This is a genomic window from Nitrospira sp., from assembly GCA_016873435.1.
GTDB lineage: Bacteria > Nitrospirota > Nitrospiria > Nitrospirales > Nitrospiraceae > VGXF01.
In genome coordinates this window covers 1-15862 of record VGXF01000017.1, presented here as the reverse complement: position 1 = coordinate 15862, position 15862 = coordinate 1, and the positions used below count along the sequence as shown (strand labels likewise).

The 15862-nt window shown below is 60.2% G+C and carries 17 protein-coding genes and 1 tRNA gene; 12 read left to right on the top strand and 6 right to left on the bottom strand.

The annotated features are described in order from the left end of the window. The first annotated feature begins 57 nt into the window (after positions 1-57). The 4 genes from FJ248_08235 (at position 58) to FJ248_08220 (ending at position 2358) form a co-directional block, all read left to right on the top strand. On the top strand, positions 58-291 hold the full coding sequence (locus FJ248_08235; GenBank protein MBM4120866.1) for a sel1 repeat family protein: 234 nt from the start codon (positions 58-60) through the stop codon (positions 289-291). Positions 292-423: 132 nt separating this feature from the next. After that, positions 424-1149: a sel1 repeat family protein gene (locus FJ248_08230; GenBank protein MBM4120865.1), complete on the top strand. Its 726-nt coding sequence runs from the start codon at positions 424-426 to the stop codon at positions 1147-1149. Positions 1150-1165: 16 nt separating this feature from the next. Further along, positions 1166-1774, top strand: a complete 609-nt coding sequence (locus FJ248_08225) for a sel1 repeat family protein (protein MBM4120864.1) — start codon at positions 1166-1168, stop codon at positions 1772-1774. A 143-nt stretch (positions 1775-1917) separates the two neighbouring features. Beyond that, positions 1918-2358 carry a hypothetical protein gene (locus FJ248_08220; protein ID MBM4120863.1) on the top strand — a complete coding sequence of 147 codons (441 nt, stop codon included), beginning with the start codon at positions 1918-1920 and terminating at the stop codon, positions 2356-2358. A 99-nt stretch (positions 2359-2457) separates the two neighbouring features. Here FJ248_08220 and serS read toward each other — a convergent pair whose 3' ends face one another. Beyond that, positions 2458-3732, bottom strand: a complete 1275-nt coding sequence (gene serS, locus FJ248_08215; protein MBM4120862.1) for a serine--tRNA ligase — start codon at positions 3730-3732, stop codon at positions 2458-2460. Between the two features lie 125 nt (positions 3733-3857). Here serS and FJ248_08210 point away from each other — a divergent pair, with 125 nt between their 5' ends. Then, positions 3858-4262 carry a sulfurtransferase gene (locus FJ248_08210; protein ID MBM4120861.1) on the top strand — a complete coding sequence of 135 codons (405 nt, stop codon included), beginning with the start codon at positions 3858-3860 and terminating at the stop codon, positions 4260-4262. Between the two features lie 36 nt (positions 4263-4298). Here FJ248_08210 and FJ248_08205 read toward each other — a convergent pair whose 3' ends face one another. Beyond that, entirely contained in the window at positions 4299-5405 is a 1107-nt protein-coding gene (locus FJ248_08205; protein MBM4120860.1) for a formylglycine-generating enzyme family protein, read from the bottom strand. A 177-nt stretch (positions 5406-5582) separates the two neighbouring features. Next, a complete protein-coding gene (locus FJ248_08200) occupies positions 5583-6143 on the bottom strand; it encodes an OmpH family outer membrane protein (protein MBM4120859.1) in 561 nt (186 codons plus the stop codon). Positions 6144-6288: 145 nt separating this feature from the next. Here FJ248_08200 and FJ248_08195 point away from each other — a divergent pair, with 145 nt between their 5' ends. The 4 genes from FJ248_08195 to FJ248_08180 are packed head-to-tail and all read left to right on the top strand — an operon-like array spanning position 6289 to position 8856. Next, on the top strand, positions 6289-7497 hold the full coding sequence (locus FJ248_08195; protein MBM4120858.1) for a porin: 1209 nt from the start codon (positions 6289-6291) through the stop codon (positions 7495-7497). A 12-nt stretch (positions 7498-7509) separates the two neighbouring features. Further along, a complete protein-coding gene (locus tag FJ248_08190) occupies positions 7510-7905 on the top strand; it encodes a hypothetical protein (GenBank protein ID MBM4120857.1) in 396 nt (131 codons plus the stop codon). Between the two features lie 4 nt (positions 7906-7909). Continuing rightward, positions 7910-8533 (top strand): hypothetical protein, encoded by a 624-nt coding sequence (locus tag FJ248_08185; protein MBM4120856.1) that lies wholly within the window; start codon positions 7910-7912, stop codon positions 8531-8533. Then, the gene (locus FJ248_08180) at positions 8530-8856 is read left to right on the top strand and encodes a thiol reductase thioredoxin (protein MBM4120855.1); all 327 of its coding nucleotides are present in this window, start codon (positions 8530-8532) and stop codon (positions 8854-8856) included. The genes FJ248_08185 and FJ248_08180 overlap by 4 nt, the downstream gene beginning before the upstream one ends. Here the strand turns inward: FJ248_08180 and zwf are convergent. Both zwf and gnd read right to left on the bottom strand, forming a co-directional pair. Then, positions 8853-10391: a glucose-6-phosphate dehydrogenase gene (gene zwf, locus FJ248_08175; protein MBM4120854.1), complete on the bottom strand. Its 1539-nt coding sequence runs from the start codon at positions 10389-10391 to the stop codon at positions 8853-8855. The genes FJ248_08180 and zwf overlap by 4 nt on opposite strands. Before the next feature lie 24 nt (positions 10392-10415). Then, entirely contained in the window at positions 10416-11312 is an 897-nt protein-coding gene (gene gnd, locus FJ248_08170) for a decarboxylating 6-phosphogluconate dehydrogenase (GenBank protein MBM4120853.1), read from the bottom strand. Positions 11313-11585: 273 nt separating this feature from the next. On the opposite strand from gnd, the gene FJ248_08165 reads away from it, so the two are divergent. After that, complete coding sequence (locus FJ248_08165) at positions 11586-11798, top strand: hypothetical protein (GenBank protein MBM4120852.1); 213 nt, start codon at positions 11586-11588, stop codon at positions 11796-11798. Positions 11799-11821: 23 nt separating this feature from the next. Continuing rightward, positions 11822-12247 (top strand): hypothetical protein, encoded by a 426-nt coding sequence (locus FJ248_08160; protein MBM4120851.1) that lies wholly within the window; start codon positions 11822-11824, stop codon positions 12245-12247. 15 nt (positions 12248-12262) lie between these two features. Here the strand turns inward: FJ248_08160 and clpB are convergent, their stop codons facing one another. Further along, entirely contained in the window at positions 12263-14866 is a 2604-nt protein-coding gene (gene clpB / locus FJ248_08155) for an ATP-dependent chaperone ClpB (protein ID MBM4120850.1), read from the bottom strand. 444 nt (positions 14867-15310) lie between these two features. Here clpB and FJ248_08150 point away from each other — a divergent pair. After that, a tRNA-Thr gene (locus tag FJ248_08150) sits at positions 15311-15385 on the top strand. The last annotated feature ends 477 nt before the right edge of the window (positions 15386-15862 follow it).

Genomic DNA, 15862 nt, shown 5'->3' with positions numbered 1-15862 from the left:
TGGTATCGCAAAGCGTGTGACGGGGGTGATGCGTGGGGGTGTGCCAATCTGGGTCTGATGTATAAAAAAGGCACCGGTGTGAAACAAGACTTCTTTCAGGCGGGCGAGGTGTTTCGTAAAGCGTGTCTCGGAGGAGTTGCGGTCGGGTGTGCCAATCTTGGCCTGATGTTTGAATCAGGGGCAGGCGTCAAGCAAAGCAACTTGGACGCACTCAACTATTTTACGAAAGCGTGCGAGATGAAAAACGAGGTAGGGTGCAAGCACTACGAGCGAGTGAAGAGCAAGAAGTGACTCGCCAGACATGTGCTTATCTGCGCGCGGCTCGCAGTCGCCCCACGCAGACCCGCCTTGACACTCCTACGTAGTCAGCCTAGCGTTTCACCTACCGAACGGTTAGCCAGCAATCAGAGCAAAGGCTCTTCGATGAATCTTCGTTATCTGCTTCTCATTAGTTCGCTACTCACGGCGAGTATGTTTCAAAGTCTCTCGTCCGCACAATATCCTGCAGCTGAAAGACTCAGAGCACAATGTGACCGAGATAATGCGTTCGACTGTTTCAGCCTAGGGCTGATGTATGAAGATGGCCGAGGCGTCGAACAAGACTTGTTTGAAGCGGAAAAGTTGTTTCGTAAAGCGTGTGATAAGGGGTTGGCCAGAGGGTGTAGCAGTCTGGGTTGGATGTACGAGACCGGGACAGGCGTCACGCAAGACTTGTTTCAGGCGACAGAGTTCTATCGTAAAGCATGTGCTGGAGGAACCGCCATCCCGTTGATGGTCAATGAGACTGGGTGTTTCAATCTGGGCGTGATGTATGCGGATGGCAAAGGCGTCACGCAAGATTTCGTTCAAGCGGTAGCGTTTTATCGTAAAGCGTGTGACAGGGGGCATGCGAAAGCGTGTGGCAATCTGGGCGTGATGTATTTCAAAGGTAGCGGCATTACACAAGACTCCCTTCAGGCGGTCGAGTTGTTTCGTAAAGCGTGTGACCAAGGTGAGGCAACAGGGTGTAACAATTTTGGTGTAATGCATGAGCAAGGTGCAGGTGTCAGACAAAGCAACTCCGACGCTCTGAGCTTTTACGGGAAAGCGTGCGATATGAAGGACGAGAAAGGGTGCAAAAACTACGCACGAGTGAAGAGTCAGAAGTGACTCGCAAGACACGCGTATGTCTGCGCGCGTCGCGCAGCAGCCCCAACACAGCCCCGCCTTGACACGTCTACGCAATCGGCCTAGCCTATCGCTTACCGAACGGTTATCCACCAATCAGAGCAAAGGGTCGTCGATGAATCTTCGTTATCTGCTTCTTGTCAGCACGTTAGTGGGGGCATGTGTGTGTCCCAGTCTCGTGTTGGCAGACGAGTCTCAGGAAGTCAAAACATACAGAGCGCAATGCGACCGAGGCGAGTTGGCAGGGTGTGTCAATCTGGGTTGGATGTATGACAACGGCAACGGCGTCAAGCAAGACTCGATTCACGCGGTCGAGTTGTTTCGTAAAGCGTGTGATGGGGGGGATACGAAAGGGTGTTTCAATTTAGGGTGGATGTATGACGAAGGCAACGGCGTCAAACTAGACCCGGGTCATGCGGTCGAGTTCTTTCGCAAAGCGTGTGACGGGGGGCATGCGAAAGGATGTACCAAAATGGGTTATATGTCTGAAAAAGGTGCTGGCGTCAGGCACAGCGACACCGACGCCCTGAACTATTTCGCGAAAGCGTGCGAGTTGAAGTATGAGGGAGGGTGCGAGGAGTACGCTCGAATGAAGAAGACGAGGTGACTTACTGAGCGCTAGGTTCTCTGTGCGCTCTTCTCGCTAAAACCGCTGCTAGTGCCGCTTGCCTCTTGACATGTCCCGACGAATCTAGACTTTGGTTTTCGTTCTCGCTACCCTTGGAGACGAATCGCAACGGGGAGGAACGCATGCCGTCAGCTGTCACGAAATGGGCTACAGGATCAGGGATAGTCGTGCTGCTCTCGATTGCCTGTCTCTTTATCCTGCCGTCCAGCCCTGCCTCAGCTGAGTGGCGCGAGATTGGTGCCGAGATAGGGCCTGAGGGTTTTCGTTACTATGTGGATCCGGCGGCGCTACCCACGGAGCATGTGGTCGTCGTCACGGTCCTGCATCTTCGGGATTATAAGGCGGCGCAAGTGCATACGCCGACGGGCCATCCGGTGCGGTCGATGACGATCCAGGCCGACTATGATTGTCACCTGGTCAAGGAACGAATTCATAGCACCACGTTTTTTGACGCTCCCATGGCCACGGGAGCAATCGTCGCGACCGAATCGCGGGCTGCACAGTGGCAGCCAATTCTCCCCCACAGTGTCAGTGAGACGGTTTGGAAGGCGGCCTGCCGCTAACCCGCCCGGTAACCATCACGTCTAAAAACTGAGCGGGGAACCCACGGCCGCGTTCAGGATGTCGTCGGCGTGCGGTTGCCCATCGGGGGTGTCGGGATGTCAGCCCCGGTCGATTCGTTCCATGCCACCCATGTAGGAACGTAAGGCAGGCGGAATCAGGACGGATCCGTCAGCCTGCTGATAGTGTTCAAGAATGGCAACAAGGGTGCGCCCCACGGCAAGGCCCGAGCCGTTCAAGGTGTGCAGGAAGTCTGTCTTGCCCTCTTTGTTCCGATAGCGAATGCCGGCCCGCTGTGCCTGAAACGCTTCAAAATTGCTGCAGGAGGAAATTTCCCGGTAAGTCTGTTGTGAGGGCATCCAGACTTCCAGATCGTAGGTCTTGGCGGCAGAAAATCCCAAGTCCCCCGTGCAGAGGACGATCACACGATAGGGCAGTCCGAGCGCCTGCAGTACGGCCTCAGCATTGCCGGTGAGCCGTTCTAATTCTGCGTAAGACTCTTCCGGCCTAGTAAACGCCACGAGTTCAACTTTGTTGAACTGATGCTGGCGGATCAGTCCACGCGTGTCTTTACCATAGGAGCCGGCCTCGCGCCGAAAGCAGGGCGTGTAGGCGGTGTAGCGAATCGGCAGGAGCTCATCGGATGTGATGTCCTCCCGCAACAGATTGGTCACGGGGACTTCCGCTGTGGGAATGAGAAAATAATCGTCATCTCGTAGTCTGAACAAATCCTCCTCAAATTTTGGCAACTGCCCGGTGCCAGTCATAGCCGCGCGATTGACCAAGAAGGGTGGCAGGACCTCACGGTAGCCGTGGTGTTCCGTGTGCAGATCGAGCATGAAGTTGATCAGGGCCCGTTCAAGACGAGCGCCCGCGCCGGTGAGTACGGCGAACCGAGCCCCCGCAATTTTCGCGGCCCGCTCGAAATCGAGAATGCCGAGGGCCTCTCCAATTTCCCAATGGGGTTTTGCGGGAAACGACAACTGTGGGATGCTCCCACTGCTCCGCAGTGTTTGATTGTCGGCTGGGCTTTGGCCGGCTGGCACGGAGGCATGGGGGCGATTGGGAATGCGCAGCGCCACATCAGTTAACCGTGCCTCGACGTCGCGCAATGCCTCCTCAGTCTGCGTAATCCGCTCGCCAAGTTGCTTCATGGCGGTCATGGCCTCATCGGCCGGCTGTTTCTCCCGTTTGAGCCGGGCGACGGCGTCGGAGCCTTTTTTGAGGTCGTGTCGAAGCTGGTCCCCGCTCGTGGTCAGAGTGCGGCGTTGATCGAGCAGGGCACGCACGAGATCCCAGGGGATATCAGCCCCGCGTAAGCCGAGCTGGCTTTTGATCGTGTCGAGGTTGTCGCGAAGCGTACGCAGATCGGGCATGGGTGTTTAACGGTGGCGAACTCTAGCATCGGTACTCAGGGGAGTCAATTTGCATTTGGGACTCTTGACATGCCCGCGGTGAACCGGAAAACATGTGGTCCTGGCGAATTCTTGCAGGAGGCGGCATGACGCACAACCCAGGGTTTCTCAAGCTGGTGGAGCGGGTCAAGCATACGATTCGCGAATGTACGGTCGCAGACGTCAAGGCGAAATGTGATCGTGGCGAACAGTTTCACTTCGTTGATGTGCGGGAGGAGTCAGAGTTTGCAGCGGACCGGGCCAAGGGCGCTCGACATATCGGCCGCGGCGTGCTGGAGCGGGATATCGAAGGCCTCATTCCAAATAAGCAGGCCGAGATCATTCTCTATTGCGGCGGAGGATTTCGGTCAGCGTTGGCAGCTGACAGTCTGGGCCAGATGGGCTACACCAATGTGACGTCGATGGAGGGCGGCATCCGTGCGTGGCGAACAGCGGGCTATGCGATCGAGTCGGACAGTCAGGCAACCAGCACCGCGCGGGCAGGAGGCTGAGCACTCCCGCCCGTCGCAGGGACAGTCAATCGTCGGCTACTGCGAGTCCTTGGCGCAGCGGAAGCCGATATAGACACGCCGCTCGTCCGGTTTGTGTTTATTCCGATTGGCCGCGCGCAGCATCTCGGCGGTGTTGCGCCAGGAGGCGCCACGAATCACGCGCGCGTCGGCCTTGTCGGGCCCCTTGGGATTCTTGGCCGGGCTGTTTTTGTAATAGTTCTCATCGTACCAGTCTTGGGTCCACTCCCACACGTTGCCCGCCATCTCATAGGCGCCGTAGGGGCTGCGGCCGTTCTCGTACTGGTCTTTTTTGGCGAACGACGCCAGCCCATCCCACATGGAGACTGGATCAAAGCTGTAATTGGCCCGGTTGCCAGACGGCGGTTCATTGCCCCACGGATACAGGCGGCCGTCGGTGCCGCGCGCGGCTTTTTCCCACTCGGCTTCCGTGGGGAGGCGTGCGTCGGCCCACTTGCAGAAGGCGACGGCATCGTCCCAGCTCACGTTGATGGCGGGGAGTTCCTCCGCGCCTTCGATCAGTTCGCTGCCTTTCCAGACGTTAAATTTGGGGTCACAGCAATTTTCCGGCCGGCGGTGTCCTGTTGCCTTGACGAAGGCCTGGTACTGTGCATTTGTCACTTCGTACTTGCCGATCATGAACGCATCCAGCGCGACCTTGTGCTTCGGTCTCTCGTCGGCCTCGGCCTTGTCGCCGTCTGTGCCCATCTCGAATTCACCTGCAGGCACCGAGACCCAGGCAAGCGCAATTTCCTTGGAGGCCTGACCTTTTGCTAGCATCGCGAGCATCTTGCCGCGCTCGGGGTGCGATTGAGGCGCAAGCTTCAGCCACTTCATGATGGTCTCTTGACCCTCCGGGCGTCCCGTCTCCATTTCACAGATGCCCTTGACGCGGATCAGCATCTCGTCGTCTGGCATGTCCTTCAAGGCCATCGCCACTTCGACCATGGCATTCTTGCACTGCCCCTGGTTTGCCATGTTGGCGGCCAGCACAGCGCGGTCCTTGGCCGACAACCCGGGGAGGGGCTTGTACTCTTGTGCGTGGACGGGCGTGCTGCTGAGCGCCGTGACGCACGTCAACACCGAAAGCGTTGAAAGCAGGGACGGAATCACTGTGAATCGCATGCGGCCTCCTCGCCGAGCTTGCTGAGCCGGCCGTTCGGTAACGCTGTAGCGAAGTGAACGCGGCCGGGAGCGTTCCTTCGTGCTGGTGTTCTCGAACACCGCCGCCGCGACGTCGCTGCCCGCTCGGTGGCTGTAAGGGGCGGAGACATCCAAACGTGATTGCGTCGGGGTCGAGCGCTACTTGTTGAGTCGATCGAATTCCTTGATGACCTGCTCTGTCAGTTCGATCGTCTCCTTGTTGTAGATGACGATTTTGATTGTCTGGTCGCTGCCCTTGTCCACAACAAGCGAGATGCCACTTTTCTCTGCGACAGACTTCGTGGCAGTCTGGATGCGCTTCATATAGTCGTCAACGAGCTCTTTCTGCTTGACGCCCAGTTCCTGGTTAAAGTCCTGGACCTTCTTTTGGTAATCCTGAACCTTGGTGCGGAAGGTGCCCTGCAGTTCGCGCTTCTTGGCTTCCGCGAGGCCGCTTTCCTGTTCCTTGAGCTGCTTTTCCAGACCCTTGAGGTCATCTTCGTCCTTCGTCAATAGTTTCTGGCGGCTTGTGGCATAGTCCTTCAGCTTGTCCAATGCCGCGCGGCCAGCCTTGGATTTTTCCAGAACGGCCTGCGGATCCACCACGCCCATTTTGAAGGGGTCGGCCGCCCACCCGAGTTCGGCGAGTCCCGCCAGCAGGCCCCCGAAGCCCAGCACGGCTAGGGCTAGCGTTGTCAGACGCAAACGTTGCAACATCATTGAAGGAATCTCCTTTCTACGCGCGGTCCCCACGGCAGCGGAGCTTCTCCGCCTGGACCAACCGGGCGACAATAGCGGTGGGTCCCGGCCTGTGTCAAGCTTTGTGCCGGGCCTGCTGTCTTGACATTATCCAGAAGCGGCACGTATACCGCCTGTGCGTCCTGTGATCCGGAGGTGCGGGTTGTTTTGCAGGGCAAACCGGGCCATCAAGGTGTTGGTGTGGCTGGCCGTAAGCAGCAGCGCCTGGCCGGTCCATGCCGAGACTGTTACGCCTCTACCGGTGGCTCCTCCTGCAGCGATCGACTGGCATTACGGCGGGTTCGTGGACCTCAGTTATCCCCTGAACTTCAATTTTCCAGAAAATCATCGGTGGCGAGATCGCAGTACCGTCGCGCGTCATAACGAGCTCGCGCCGAATATGGCCGTGGCCTACGTGCGCAAGGATATCACCGCCGGCTCGGTCTGGGGCATGGAGTTCGGTGTGCAGGGAGGCTATGACACGAAAGACTTTGCATATTCACAGGGCGTGAAGGCCGTGGGCGGGGCCGATACACTGCGGCATATTCATCGCGCAAATGTGTCCTATCTGGCGCCGCTCGGCCGGGGGGTGACGGTCACGGCCGGCCTCTTTAACAGTCTGATCGGCTATGAGTCGCTCTACGCGCGCGACAATTTCAACTATACGCGCTCGTGGGTGGCCGATAACACGCCCTACATGATGTTCGGTGCCAAGGCCAGCTATCCGGTCAGCGACGAGCTGACCGCCACGCTCTTCGTGCTCAATGGGTACTTTCATTTATCCCACCCAAACGATCAGCCAAGCTATGGAGCGCAGACGGCCTGGCAGCCCACGTCGCGCGTGACGCTGACCAACACGCTCTATGCCGGCCCCGATCAGGCCGCGACCGACGTCAAATTTTGGCGGCTGTATTTAAATAGTATTGCTGAGTGGCGGGGGGAGGGCGTGACAGTGGCGCTGTCCTATGATGTGGGCACGGAAAACATCGCTACCCGTCCGGGTGATCCGCGTGCGTTCGTGATGGGCGGTGCGCTCTTTACGCGCTGGAATGTCGCGGGGCCGTGGAGTGTGGCCGTCCGACCGGAATTCTACTGGGACCGGAACGGACGGTGGACCGGTCACGAACAGCTGGTCAAAGCGGTCACGTCCACGGTGGAGTATAAGTGGGCCTTCGACAAGACTACGACGCTGCTCAGATTGGAGCACCGGGTTGACGAATCCACTGGCGTCAACGGAGGGTTTTTCACGCGGGGTGAGGTCCGCCCTGGGGTACCCGGGCTCACGGGCAGTCAGCAGCTATTGCTACTGTCTCTGATTCTCTCGTTTGATTCGTAAGGAGGCTCCCTCGTGTTCTCCTCGTCCGCACCGCCGCACTTTATCCAGGCGCTCCAGCATGAGCATCTGAGCTGCGCGTCCCCGAGCTGCTCGGGGCCGGTGGAGGTCCACGATCTATCCCAGGTCCGTGATCGCGTGAAAACCTTCGAGGTAAAGTGCCTGCGCTGCGGGTGGCAGTCCAAACTGACGGGGAAGGAACAGTTGACCCCACCATGGGACGATGCGGCCATTCTGGGCATGGCCGACGAACATCTGATGCATCAACAGCCCGTCTGCCCCTACGATGACACGCCGGTGGTCTTTACCTCGCTCCCCAATCCGCGTCGGCAGGCTAAATATCGGCTGTCGTGCTATTACTGCGGCCGGCAGGTGGAGATGACCTGGCCACCGGCCGAGGCCCGGCGCTAGCACGGTGCGAGCTGCGTCGATCATTGTCTGTTTTGGCGACAGCCTGACCGCCGGCTATCAGTCCCCCACACGCGAGACGCCCCACCTCCGCGAAACACCGTATGGCGCATTTCTGCAGGAGTCGCTGGGGCAGCGGGCGCAGGTGTGGGTCAGTGGGAGGTGCGGTGAGCTGACAAGCGAGATGACCGTTCGGTTGCAGGGCGATGTGCTGGCACACAAACCGGCTGCTGTGGTGATTCTTGGCGGAACAAACGACCTTGGGTGCGGGGCGCCTCCCGCGGCGATTTTTCGGAACCTGCTCACGATGTACGACGCCGCGCGTGGGACGGGGGTGCAGCCGGTGGCGGTGACGGTGCCGTCCATTCGGATCGCTGGTCCGGGGGCAGCCGACTGGGCGGCGGGCCCGATCGCGCAGCGGCACGCACTCAATCACCTAATTCACGACTACGGTGCGCACCACGCCATGCCAGTTGTGGATCTGTTTTCCGCGACCTCCGAGCCGGACACGGGCCTGTTGCAGGCGCGCTATTCCAACGATGGACTGCATCTGACCACGGAGGGCTATCGCGTGCTGGCCGCGCTGCTCTACGACCACGTGTTCAGCCGGGACGACTGGCGCAGCCTATGAGCGGATTGCGCGCAGTCACCGATTGGGAATTCGACCAGGTTGTCGAGCAGGCGGGCGTGCCGGTGCTGGTAGAGTTCTGGCAGCCGGGCTGTGGACCTTGTCAGGCCCTGATGCGGGAACTCGAGCAAGTGCAGAGGGAAGCCAGCGACCGCCTGTTGGTTCTGACACTAAATGTGCAGGAGCAACATCAAATTCCGGCTGAGTTGGAGATCGTAAGCCTGCCGGCGCTGGCGCTGTATCGCAATGGTCAGTTTGAACGGTTTATCGGCGGCCTTGGGACGAAGCAGGAAATTCTCAAGCAGCTCGCCCTGGGACGCAGCTAACCGATCCGCCACTTGCGCCCGTCGCTCTCAATCAGCTTGTCGGCTTCCACGGGCCCCCAGCTTCCCGCCGCATATTCCGGCAGCCACTTAGGGCCGTGCTCTTTCCAGCCGTGGAGAATGCCGGTGACCCACGCCCAAGACGCCTCCACCGCGTCGCGCCGCATGAAGAGCGAGGTGTCGCCCGCCATCACATCCAGCAGGAGCCGTTCGTAGGCCTCTGGCGAGGGGGCGGCAAAGGCATCGCTGTACTTGAAGTTCATGTCCACCGGGTGGGTCTGGGCTTTCGAGCCGGGTTTTTTGGACATGATGCGCAGCGACAGCCCCTCTTCCGGTTGGATGCGCAGGGTGAGGACATTCGGGGCCTGCGGGGCCGCCGGATTGGCGTTGAAGAGAATGTGAGGAATGTCCTTGAAGTACACGGCGATCTCACTGGTCCGCTTTGGCATGGCTTTGCCAGTACGGACATAGAAGGGCACCCCGGCCCACCGCCAGTTTTCCACAAAGCACTTGAACGCGACGTAGGTTTCGATGGTCGAATCAGGGGTGACGCCCGCCTCGTGCCGGTAGCCCGGATTCTCCGTGCCGTGAATCGTGCCGTGGCTGTACTGTGCACGCACAACGAACCGCTCCACATCCTTGCCGACGATCGGGCGGAGACACCGCAGTACGTCGATGCGGGCGTTGCGCACCACGTCGGGATCGAGTGAGTGGGGCGGCTCCATAGCGACGAGACACAGCACTTGGAGGATGTGGTTCTGCACCATGTCCCGCAGCGCCCCGGCCTGCTCATAATAGCTGGCGCGGGTGCCGATGCCCTCTGCCTCGCTGACGGTGATCTGCACATGGTCGATGTATTTGTGGTTCCAGATCGGCTCAAAGATGCTGTTGGCGAACCGGATAACGAGCAGGTTCTGGACGGTTTCCTTGCCGAGATAATGATCGATGCGGAAGATCTGCGACTCGTGAAAGACGCGTCCGATAGTGCTGTTGATCTCGTGGGCGGAGGCGAGGTCACGGCCGATCGGTTTCTCCACGATCACGCGCGAGAACGGCACCTTGGTTCCGGCCGCGTGAATGAGGCCCGCGCGTTTGAGTCCGGTGCAGGCCGGCGAAAAGGAGGTGGGCGGGATGGCCAGGTAGAAAATGCGGTTCCCCGGCAGCTTGAGCGCGGCTTCGATCGTCTCGCAGCGGGCTGTCATGTCTTGGTAGAGCTTCGGCTCGTCAAGGCTGCCGGCCTGGTAGAACAGGTGCTGTTCAAACGCTTTCCACTTGGCGTCCGAGAGCTTCTGCCGGGAATATGTGATGATGCCGTCGCGCATGCTGGCACGAAAGTCGTGATCGCTGAGCGGCGTGCGACCGAGCCCGAGGATGGCAAAGTTGGAGGGCAGCACGCCGTCGAGAAACAGATTGTAGACGGCCGGCACGAGCTTGCGTTTGGTCAGGTCGCCCGAACCACCGAAGATGACGAGCGTACACGGCTCCGCAGTGAAGTTGCGGATCGACTCCTCCAGCGCACTCGGTCCGGTCTGGCTCATCCGTGAGCTCCGTGCCCGCGCCCGTTACCGCTTCCGGACCGCGTGTCCGCCGAAGGCGTTGCGCAGCGCCGCCAACATTTTCTCCGCAAACGATTCCTCCTGCCGCGACCGAAACCGTGTAAACAGAGCCGTCGCCAGCGTCGGGACGGGGACGTCCTTGTCGAGTGCGTCCGCAATCATCCAGCGCCCTTCGCCAGAGTCCTGCACGTATCCCTTGAGCTTTTCAAGCTTGGGATCCTGCGAGAGCGCACCCGCCGCCAGCTCGAGTAGCCAGGATCGCACGACGCTGCCATGCATCCAGAGGTCGGCGATCTTGGCCAGGTCAAGCTGATACGCGCTTTTGGCCATCAGTTCAAAGCCCTCCGCGTAGCCCTGCATCATGCTGTACTCGATGCCGTTGTGGACCATCTTCACATAGTGGCCCGCGCCGCAGCCGCCCAGATGGGCCCAACCATTTTCGGGTGCGAGCGTCGTAAAGAGCGGCGCCAACCGGGTGACGGATGCGTGCTCGCCGCCAACCATGAGGCAGTAGCCGGTCGTGAGGCCCCAGATGCCGCCGCTGGTACCGACGTCTACGTAGGCGATACCCTTTTTCGTGAGCTCGGCTGCGCGACGGATGTCATCCACAAACCGGGTGTTGCCGCCGTCGATGATCGTGTCGCCTGGCTGCAGCAGCGCGGCGACGGCGGTGACGGTGTCGTCAGTCGGGGCTCCGGAGGGAACCATGATCCAGATGGCTTTTGGCGCAGTCAGCTTGGCTACCAACTCGGCGAGGGAGACAGCCCCAACGCACCCGACCCCTTCGGCTTGCTTGACCAGATCAGCCGTACGATCATAGACAACAACGCGATGCTTGTCGCGTTGGAGGCGCGTGACCATGTTCATGCCCATCTTGCCCAAGCCGATGAATCCCAGCTCCATGGCGCGTCCCTTTCGCGTGGCGATCGCTGCGGTGACGAGTGCGTGTGGAAGCTGATTCTAGCACACCTGCCGAAAAGGCTTAAGCAATCTCTCGTTGGCCGGGCGGGGACGCCACGAAGCGGGTCAGCCCGTCCCTACGAACGTATTTTGCGTATTGCGTGCATGCTCGCTGATCTGGCAGACTCTGCGGCCAGGGCGCTTGCACATGGCGGAGAGGCCAGTAGGGACCGGAGTCTCGACCGGCAGGGGAGCCTGCCAGGCTACAGGTGGCACATGAAATCAGTCCGCATCTTTCTCTGGTGGTTTGTCGTGGGCGCCCTGATGGCTCTGGCGGTCATCATGATTCAAGGCGGTGTGCGGGAAGTGCTGCAGGCGCAGGGGCCGGTGTGGGAGGCCAAGCTCACCGAGCTGCTCACAGCCATTGTCGGGGGCGGGCTGCTGGCCGGGTGCATCTCGCTGATTTTGGATCGCATCAAGAAACCCTAGCGGGCGGAGGTCATTCAGCGGCTATGGATATGGAAATTGGCTCCAATGTGTACCGCAACACCGACGGCACGGTCGAAGTGGAGGGAGTGCCCCAATTGGCCGTGGTGCTCAAAAAGCCGGAGGGGCCGGTACTGGTCAACTTTGTCACCTTCGATACGGGAGGTCGCGTCACGTCCAAGATGGTCGACAGCACCATGCAGCTCAACGAGCGGCGGGCGCTGGATCTGGTAAAGACGCTGTCGAGCGTGAAGCTGACGGATACGGAGTCCGGTAAGGTCGTGCTGCACGTGGAGCTCCAAGCTCCGGAGTACGTCGTGCTGAAGGAAGCGCACTTTGTCACGGTCAAGGGGCATCTGCTGGATGTGTCGCTAGTGGAGTGGCGGATTGACAAGCGTCATGAGAGCGGGAAAACCACTGCCGTCAACGGTGGGGCGGTTGCAATCGGGTAAGTAGCGCAAAGGATCTCAGCCTCGGCCGGACCCGGGCGAGGCAATCACCACCAACTGTTCGTTTTTCGTATCCACCGTCACTGTATCGCCGTCCTTGACTTCTCCCTTGACCAGGAGCCGCGCGATCGGGGTTTCCAATTCCTGCTGAATAAGCCGCTTGAGCGGACGGGCGCCGTAGACGGCATCGTAGCCGCGCGTGGCCAGATTAGCGGTCGCCGCTGAAGTGAGCGTGAGCAGGATGCGCCGCTCCTCCAAGCGCTCCCGCAGCTGCGTCACTTGAATGGCAACGATCGCCGTCAGGTGCTGCGTCGTCAGCGGATGGAAGACGACTGTTTCGTCCACGCGGTTGAGAAATTCCGGGCGAAAGTGCTTCCGCAACTCGCCCATTACCACCGTCCGCATCTCGTCGTAGGATGTGTGGTGCGCGGGGGCGTCAAGAATCTCCTGGCTACCGATATTCGACGTCATGATCAGCACGGTGTTCTTGAAGTCCACCGTCCGGCCCTGGGAGTCGGTGAGACGGCCGTCGTCTAAGACCTGCAACAGCACGTTAAAGACGTCCTGGTGTGCCTTTTCAATCTCGTCGAAGAGGATCACCGAGAACGGATGCCGGCGGACGGCCTCGGTGAGTTGGCCGCCGTCGTCGTAGCCGATGTAGCCCGGGGGGGCGCCAAGGAGCCGCGCCACCGTGTGTTTTTCCATGTATTCGGACATGTCGATCCGGACCAGGTTGGCCGCGTCGTCAAAGAGTGTCGCCGCCAGCGCCCGCGCCAGCTCTGTCTTTCCGACGCCGGTCGGTCCCAGAAACAGGAAGGACCCAATTGGCCGGTTGGGGTCCTTGATCCCGGAGCGGGCGCGCAGTACCGCATCGGCCACGGCTTGCACCGCCTCGTCCTGTCCGATCACGCGGCGGTGCAGCAGCTCCTCCAGCTTGAGCAGTTTTTCCAGCTCGCCTTCAAGCAGCCGCGTGACCGGAATCCCAGTCCACCGGCTGACCACCAGCGCGATGTCTTCCTCGTCGACGTTCTCCTTGAGTAGGCGGCTTTCGCCCTGTTTTTGAACCAGGTGCTGCTCCTCCGCCGCCAGGTCCCGTTCCAAGCGGGGCAGTTCGCCATAGCGGAGTTCGGCCACCCGGTTGAGGTCGTAGGACCGTTCCGCGCGGTCGATCTCCTGCCGGGCTGTTTCCATCTGCTGCCGAATCGTCCGCAGCCGGCCGACAGACAACTTTTCCGCCTCCCACCGTGTTTTGAGCGCCGTGAGAGCGTGGGTTTTTTCTGCCAGCTCCGCTTCCAGCGCAGCCAGTCGCGCACGGCTGGCCGGATCGGTTTCCTTTTTCAGCGCCTCGCGCTCGATCTCTAGTTGCAGGACCTTGCGGGAGACTTCATCGAGCTCAGCCGGAAGGCTATCGATTTCTGTGCGTAGGCGCGCGGCGGCCTCGTCGATTAGATCGATGGCCTTGTCGGGGAGGAACCGGTCGCCGATGTAGCGATGGGAGAGCTTGGCGGCCGCGACCAGCGCCGCGTCCTTGATCCGCACGCCGTGGTGTACTTCGTAGCGTTCTTTCAGTCCGCGCAGGATCGAAATCGTGTTGTCCACGGTGGGCTGATCCACGAGTACCGGCTGGAAGCGCCGCTCCAGGGCCGCGTCTTTTTCGACGTGTTTGCGGTATTCGTCGAGCGTGGTCGCCCCGATCATGTGCAGTTCACCACGCGCCAGCATCGGTTTGAGCAGATTGGCCGCGTCCATGGAGCCTTCGGCCGCGCCGGCACCAACGACAGTATGCAGTTCGTCAATGAACAGCAGGACGTCCCCTTGCGCGGACTGGATTTCCTTGAGCACGGCCTTGAGCCGTTCCTCGAAATCGCCGCGGAATTTTGCCCCGGCCACGAGCGCCCCCATGTCCAGCACGACGACGCGCTTCTGCTTCAAGCCTTCCGGGACATCCCCTTTGATGATGCGCTGGGCCAGCCCTTCGACGATGGCGGTCTTGCCGACGCCCGGTTCGCCGATCAGAACGGGATTGTTCTTCGTGCGTCGCGAGAGAATTTGAATGGTCCGGCGGATTTCATCGTCCCGCCCGATTACCGGATCGAGTTTGCCTTGCGAGGCTAATGTCGTCAGGTCGCGGCCGTATTTTTCCAAGGCCTGATAGGTTGTTTCAGGGTCCTGGCTGGTGACGCGTTGATTGCCACGGACCTGATGCAGAGCGTCGAGCAGTTTGGCGCGCGTGAGGCCGAGCTTCTTAAAGACGCCGCCGGCCTCGACCATCGCCAGCAGTACGTGTTCGACGCTGAGATACTCGTCCTTGAGCGCCTGCCGCTCTTGCTCGGCCTGTGTCAGGGTGGTGGAGAGCCGGGTCGCCACGTGGATCTGGCCTGGAGCGGCGCCCGCTCCCTGCACCTGCGGCAGTTTCGTCAACGCCTGTTCGGCTGCCTGCTGCACTGCGGAGAGAGCGACACCGGAGCGTTCGAGCAACGGCGTGGCCAGGCCATCGGCCTGCTCCAACAGCGCCAGCAGCAGATGCTCGACGTCGATGCCTTGGTGGCTGCGCCGCATGGCGTGGGCAGAGGCTGCTTGCAGGGCCTCCTGAAGCTTGCGGGTCATGCGATTGAGATCCATGAAAGATAATTCCTAACAGTTATCCGAGGCTGCCTTCACGGCGACCTGGGGTCGAGATAATTCTCTTCAAAGGGAAGTCAATGCAGCGCACGGCGTCAAATTGATCGCAGGGGGGGCGCCGGGGTGGTACTCCGCGGCAATGCAAAGGCCCGTTTGTGATGGAATATGAAGGGGTTAAGGTCGGGCCATCGAAGTCCCAGTTCATCAACAACGTCGGGCGGGCTGATTGCCGCGTGTTCGACGACGCTCCCGATTGTCCGCTGAGGGGCGATCAGGGTGGCTCGCGCAGTGAGCACAACCTCCAGGCGAGCATCACGAGCAGCGGTATTCGAATCAGACCGCTCCTCATCGGGGCTCAGTTGCGTTCACGCGGATCAACCATAGGAACACGATTCGGAGGCTATCCCTTGCGGGCGCCCCAAAAATGTGTGAAACTTTCGCCGGGCTGGCGTAGCTCAATGGCAGAGCAGCGGTTTTGTAAACCGCTGGTTGGAGGTTCGATTCCTCTCGCCAGCTCCATAACTCCCACCGTCAGTTCAACTGGTTCAAGGCTGACGGAACCGCTCCGCTGCCGACTTAACTCTGCGAGTGTTACCGAAAGTATAGCTTTTTCGCGTTCGAGGTAGGCGGCAAGGGCCTTTGCTGCCACTTTGAGCGCAGTCTCGTTGACCCCGCCTGCCGACAAAGCCCCCTCGAGGGGGCTGTCTAGCCTGCCTAGGGGGGGCGGCTGTTGCATGTGTTGCGGATGGATGTAGCGCCTGCTCGAAAGGGTGGGTGAGGATCGATACAACCCGCATCACGGATTGAGGCAGTGCAGCTCAGTGCGTACGTTTTCCCCGCGCGCGAGGGGAGAAACCGCAAGTAGGGCTGCCTTTAGGGGGCGTGCATCTTGACGGTTCATCGGGGCTCGGTCTATGCTCCCCCCTCATCTGCCTGCATAAAAGGAGGCCGTATGCGTCTGGGGCTGCTGCTTGGACTGGGACTGCTGGGCTTGAC